General features: G+C 55.6%; 2 protein-coding genes. Both read left to right on the forward strand.

Annotated elements, in window-relative coordinates:
• The first annotated feature begins 1,151 nt into the window (after positions 1-1,151).
• Positions 1,152-2,306 carry an acyltransferase gene (locus QJT78_RS49535; protein WP_225005054.1) on the forward strand — a complete coding sequence of 385 codons (1,155 nt, stop codon included), beginning with the start codon at positions 1,152-1,154 and terminating at the stop codon, positions 2,304-2,306.
• A 259-nt stretch (positions 2,307-2,565) separates the two neighbouring features.
• Complete coding sequence (locus QJT78_RS49540; protein WP_157790334.1) at positions 2,566-2,958, forward strand: hypothetical protein; 393 nt, start codon at positions 2,566-2,568, stop codon at positions 2,956-2,958.
• Positions 2,959-3,413 lie beyond the last annotated feature (455 nt).

The following is a 3,413-nucleotide window of genomic DNA, read 5'->3' on the forward strand; positions in this document are numbered from 1 at the left end:
GACCGGCGGGGCGTCCGCCCCCCGTTCGCCCAACCCATCCCTCAAGCGCGTTGCAAAGTACCGGTCGTCAGGCGGTGAAAAGCCGAAGGCAATCCTGTGCGCCTCGTCAGAGCAGATGTGCGGCCACATCAATCGGACTAGAAAAACGCACTCTCACGAATAGGACGGGTTAGATGCGGTAGGTGATCAGCCTCCGAAACGAGACTATCAAACTGGCTGCGACTTCATGGTCAAGGGTGGCGTTCCTCCTACAACTACGACATGCCATGGCACCATTTGTCTGGGCTACCAGGAGAATTTCGCGATGAACTGCGTCAAGAAAATGTCTGTCGCGGGTATCGCTGCGTTGGCACGCTCGCTGGCCCGGGCGCAGGTATGGGCTATGGCCCTTCTTGTCTTCCTCGGCTCAGTCTCGATCGCCGAAGCCCGGAACACGCCTTGTTCAGGCAAGAAAGGTGGTGTTTCTCATTGTGAGAATGGTAAGTTTGTTTGCAAGAACGGAACTATTAGCCAATCTAAACTGACATGTTCTCGCTAATTCGGCACCTTCGGCAGAAGCATGAAGAGATCGAGCGCGAGGCAGAGGCTTTAGTGGTCTGAAATCGTATCATCGGTCATGGCGGGCGTGGCGTTCGCGGTTGAGGTGATGGGGTTGGCTTCACAACCGAATCCTACGCCGCATCAGCGCTTTACACCACGCTCGCCAGCCTCTCAGGCGCCCTCTCGCGAATAAGACGGGCTAGGCCGAGACCGGAGCGGCCCTGTTTCTGGGTCGAGACGCGGATGTAGGCGACGGCGGTCTTCATGGGGCTCCTCAGGTGGAGCCTTCTTATAGGAAGTAACTTCCTATGCTGTCAAGTTAATGAGGAAAGGATGCTTCCTGGCCTGGCAAGCGCTAGCTAAAAAACGCACTCTCGCGAATAGGACGGGCTAGCAGTTGACGGTGCTCAGACCGTGTACCGGCACACGGTATACGCAAGTATACGCTAGTATACGCTAGTATACGCTAGTATACGCTAGTATACGCTAGTATACGCTAGTATACGCTAGTATACGCTAGTATACGCTAGTATACGCTAGTATACGCTAGTATACGCAATTATATGCAAAGAAAATGCGACAGATGCGTTAATAGAATCGCAGAATCTTACATGTCAAACGCGATGCTCAAATCCAGCTACGACCTCCCGAATTTACCGCCCCCCAACGCCTTTCCCGAAGACCCCGGGTCGCTGGCTGCCAAAGAGGTCGCGCGACTGAGCATTCTTGACGGCATGCGGGGAATTGCTGCCATCTGCGTCGTCTTTTTACATTTTTATGAACCCTTTCAGTTCGGTCCTCAGAACTGGATTCCTCGCGGTTATCTCGCTGTGGATTTTTTCTTTTGCTTGTCAGGGTATGTAATGGCATTTGCCTACGACCCTTTTCGCGTAGAATTGTCACCCACAGAACTTATTAAACGGCGTCTTATACGACTGCATCCGCTGGTCGTAATTGGCACCTTGTTGGGCTTCGTTGTGGTTGTAATCGGACGATTCTACGCGCCTGTGGCTGCCGCATTATTCAATTTTAGTGTCACGGAGTTTTTTATTCTCCTCACCTGCAGCGCACTTCTATTGCCGCACTTATTTCACAGCGATCCCAGCTTTCCTATTTTTCCTTTAGTCGCTCCCGCCTGGTCATTGCTTTGCGAGTATGTGGCGAACCTAACGTTTGCTCTTTTTCTGCGCCAACTATCGCTTCGATGGTTGCTAGCGATGCTCGCCTTCGCCGCGGTTGCAACGGCATACACGTGCTACGATTTCGGAAGCCTAAACGGCGGTTTCGACCGCAGAACCTTCTGGATTGGCTTTGTACGGGTAGGTTTTTCATTTATCGCGGGCGTTGTTGCTTACCGTATTGGCAGGCAACCGCTGTTGCCACGGGCAGCATATTACCTTCCACTTATTCTGCTTGCGACCTTCTTTTGGCCCTTCCTTTGGAAGCCCTACGATTTCCTGATCGTCACAATCGTATATCCGCTCCTTGTTTGGCTGGGCGCTAATGCAATCGGGAGTCCGTCGATCAACCGTTTTAGCGAGTTTATCGGAGATCTTTCATATCCGCTTTATATGACCCACTACGTTCTACTCATGCTATTGTTCGGCGGAACTTCGGCAGGTTGGGTTGCGCAGAATCATGCAGCGCTAGCGGTACCAACCATGACGCTAGTTGCAATCGCTTTTAGCTTTCTTGTTAAGCGATATCTCGACGAACCGATCCGAGCCACTTTGCGTCGCAGATCATTTGAGCACCTCAAAGGCTAATGCAGGGCACTGCCGCAGGTATGCACGGATGGCCTCGACGGCCGCTGGAATATCGGCGTAGGCGTTACGCAGAAAGTGCCCGGTTTCGCGGGCCGCTTCGTGGCGGTCCGGGCGGCGGACGGCCCTGATCGTCGCAACAGTGCTGCAGGATGACCTTCGGAACACCATGGCACCCTTCAAGCAGACCACGCTCCCAGCCCACTACAGGGGCGACCAGACCTTCGGCAGGCCGAGTGGCTACCGACCGGAATACGGTGACATGCTGATCGATGCGACGAACAACGAGGGCATCAGCCTCACCGCCTTCGCCGGGCTGATCGGGGTGAGCCGGGACACGGTGTACAGGTGGATCAGGGAGCACAGCGACTTCTCCGACGCGGTGTCTCGCGCGCGGCCTGCTCGGGTGCTGTTCCTGGAGCGCAAGCTGTTGCGGGCGCGCAAGGGCGCGGAGACCAGCGCTGCCGTGTTCGCACTGAAGAACGCAGACCCTGAGGAGTGGCGCGACGTGCGCTCGGTCGAGCATGGGCACAGGCTGAAGGTCGAAACCCTCACCGATGCCCAGCTCTACGCCATCGCAAGCCAGAAGGCGGGGGCGCATGGCACTGTGATTGAGGGGGAATACACCCGAACAGCCGACGAAACGACACAGTGAAACGGACGTTTCAGTGTTGCACCTGCCTCGGGCTGTGACGTGGTGTGGTTGCGTCCCGGTGACGTGACCAGCTCGCATCAGGTACGACACATGCGAGCGCATCGGAATAGGTGAGCAATCCCAAGGGGGGGCCGTGCCCCTCTGCCAGGGGGACCGGGGGTGGAAAAATCTGGTCGGGGAAGCATGCTTTTATTGACACCCCCCTCGATGTCACCGCCAACTTCAGAATGTTCGGGCTGGGTCAGCGCCTCTGGTCAGCGCAAATCTCGAAAAGGTCGCGAGCGAGAGAAGAGATGTTCACCTGGATACGATGCCCCAAGTGGAACAAATGTGCACTTTGATACTTAGCCCGTCTTATTCGCGAGAGGGCGCCTGAGAGGCTGGCGAGCGTGGTGTAAAGCGCTGATGCGGCGTAGGATTCGGTTGCGAAGCCACCCCATCACCTTCAACCGCGA

The sequence above is a fragment of the Bradyrhizobium sp. Mp27 genome (assembly GCF_029953005.1).
GTDB lineage: Bacteria > Pseudomonadota > Alphaproteobacteria > Rhizobiales > Xanthobacteraceae > Bradyrhizobium > Bradyrhizobium barranii.

Bases quoted from the DNA above. Each gene is read 5' to 3' on its own strand.
- QJT78_RS49540 (WP_157790334.1), top strand. From the start codon at position 2,566: ATGCTGATCGATGCGACGAACAACGAGGGCATCAGCCTCACCGCCTTC.
- QJT78_RS49535 (WP_225005054.1), top strand. From the start codon at position 1,152: ATGTCAAACGCGATGCTCAAATCCAGCTACGACCTCCCGAATTTACCG.